Genomic DNA, 2,168 nt, shown 5'->3' with positions numbered 1-2,168 from the left:
GTCGGGGTCGGGGTCGGCGTGGGCGTGGGCGTCCCGTTGGTGATCTCGAAGGTGGCGAACGGGTCGTCCTGGCCCGGGTCCTTCGTGCACTGGACGTCCTTGCCGCCCGCCCAGACCTCGCTGCCGTCGGCCTTCTTCGGGTTGATGCGCTGCAGCATGTTCTCGACGAAGATCTCGCCGGGGCCGGCCTCGCTGAAGACCAGCTGCGGGGCGTCGCCCTCGGCGACCAGGTCCCAGGTCGCGCCCGCCTGCTGCGGGATGTCGACCGGCGGGATGACGACGTCGACCGCCACCGGCAGTTCCGGCGACTCCGGCACCGACAGCACCGCGTCCGCCGTGGCCGTGCCCTCCAAGGTGGTGGCCTTCACGGCGCGGAGCCCGTTGGTGATCGTGCCGGTGATGTGCGCGGTCGCCTTGATGTGGAACGCGGGCGTCAACTCGCCGACCGGGATCTGCGCGGGGATGTCGGACTCGACGTCCACCGTGAGCGGCTGGTTGCCGATCAGCGGGAAGACGCAGTGGTAGTTGATCGACTGGTTGACCGGTTCCGCCATCGCGGGGCCGGCGGCGAGCACGCCGAGCAGGGAGAGGCCGAGACCGCCGACGGCCGCGGCGGCGAGGCCCTTGGCCCCGGACCTTCTGCGCTTGCTGAGCTTGGCTTCCAACGTCCTGCCTTTCGTCTGGACGAGACCGGGCGCGCCTGGCGCGGCGCTACCGGATCGTGCGATCCCCCGAGATTCGGGTCACCTCCGCGGATCATTCGTGTGCTTCGGGGAGATTTCGAGCAGATGTCGTGCGCTTCAGGCCGGAAAACTATCGACTCCCAAGAGCGCTGTCTTTACGGCCGACTGACAAAATCGGAAGCGTTGACACTCACCGATTCAAGGCTTTTCCAGAGCCCAGATAATGCGCACTTTTCAACACATCAACACGAGCCCAGGGCAAGCCTTGCTCACCCTCCGACACAATCACCGAGAAATTATCAACGGACGATTATTCTTCGCCCTTTGATCGACGCCCCCAACGCCCCCACTCAGAGGTGCTTGTACGTCGTGTAGTCGGACGCGAAGTCGTTGTAGCGCAGGAAGTTGGTGAAGCTCATCGTGATCGTGGCGTCCAGGCCCTCGACGTAGTGCCACCAGCCGATCGGGATGAACAGCAGCTCACCGGGCGCGAGCGTGCACTCCAGGACCTGCGCCTTCCGCATCGCCGGGAACCGCTCGTAGTCGACCGCGCTCGCGTCGACCTCCGAATAGCAGTGCACGGTGTTATAGACGTACGCGGTGTCGTGCAGCGGCACCATCTTGACCTTCTTGCGGCCCATCACCTGCGCCATGAAGTTGTTGGTGAGGTCATGGTGGTAGGGCGTCTTCGTCCCGGCCGGGCCGAGCCAGAAGAAACTGCGCCCTCGCGGGTCGCCGTCGAGGTATTCGGAGAGGGGGTCGATGTCGTCCCACAGGACGTCCAGCGCCTGCTGGTTGCGGGACGTGTTGTTGGCCGTCATGTAGAAGTCGTTCGTCGTCCCCGCGGCCTCGACCATGTCGACGTAATCGCGGAACGGCATCAGCCTCTTGTGCCGCGGCCCGTTGATCTCGTAGTTCTCGTCGGACTCGCGTCCGAACTGCACCTCGACCTCGTTGCTGCCACACCTCTCACGGAGGTAGTCGAAGTCCCACTTGGCGCAGGCCGCCCACGACTTGAGCATTCCGGCGATGATGACCGGGCGGTTCTGGAAGTAGTACTCCTCGAAGAACTCGTCCCGCGACAGCCGCTCCCGGCGCTCGATCTCCCCGGCGTTCGCACGCATCCGGGCGAGCCGGCCGTAGACGGTCAGCGTCCATTCGCGCTTCCGCAGCCGGTTGGCGATGCGGGACGCGCCCTGCACGTACGGGCTGGCGAGCGCGCCCGCCACCTCCCGCGCGGCCTCCTCCTCGCTGAACTCGTTCTTGACGAGCGCCGCGCGGATCACCTCCGGCGGATTGCCGAGCAGCAGGTTCTCGGCGATCCAGCGACGCCATTGCTCCTTCGGATGTGTCGTCGTCATGGCGTTCCTCCTCTTTCGCGGGCGGATGTCATCCCTTCGGGGCGGTGCGGGACGGCGCGGGAAGCTGTCTCTTATACCCATCTCCGAGCCCACGAGACCCTAAGACACCTCGTATGCCGTCTTC

The 2,168-nt window shown here is 65.7% G+C and carries 2 protein-coding genes; both read right to left on the bottom strand.

All coding sequences use genetic code 11. From position 1 onward, the window contains the following. Positions 1-665: DUF6801 domain-containing protein (locus ETD96_RS43445; RefSeq protein ID WP_138642299.1), on the bottom strand; the 665-nt coding region annotated here is incomplete at its 3' end. A gap of 368 nt (positions 666-1,033) precedes the next feature. Continuing rightward, entirely contained in the window at positions 1,034-2,044 is a 1,011-nt protein-coding gene (locus ETD96_RS43440; protein WP_138642298.1) for a cupin-like domain-containing protein, read from the bottom strand. Positions 2,045-2,168: the final 124 nt, after the last annotated feature.

This window comes from Actinomadura geliboluensis, from assembly GCF_005889745.1.
Lineage (GTDB): Bacteria > Actinomycetota > Actinomycetes > Streptosporangiales > Streptosporangiaceae > Spirillospora > Spirillospora geliboluensis.
Note: the sequence above shows the minus strand (reverse complement) of the source record. Positions and strands in the feature narration are given on the sequence as shown.

Bases quoted from the DNA above. Each gene is read 5' to 3' on its own strand.
- ETD96_RS43440 (WP_138642298.1), bottom strand. From the start codon at position 2,044: ATGACGACGACACATCCGAAGGAGCAATGGCGTCGCTGGATCGCCGAG.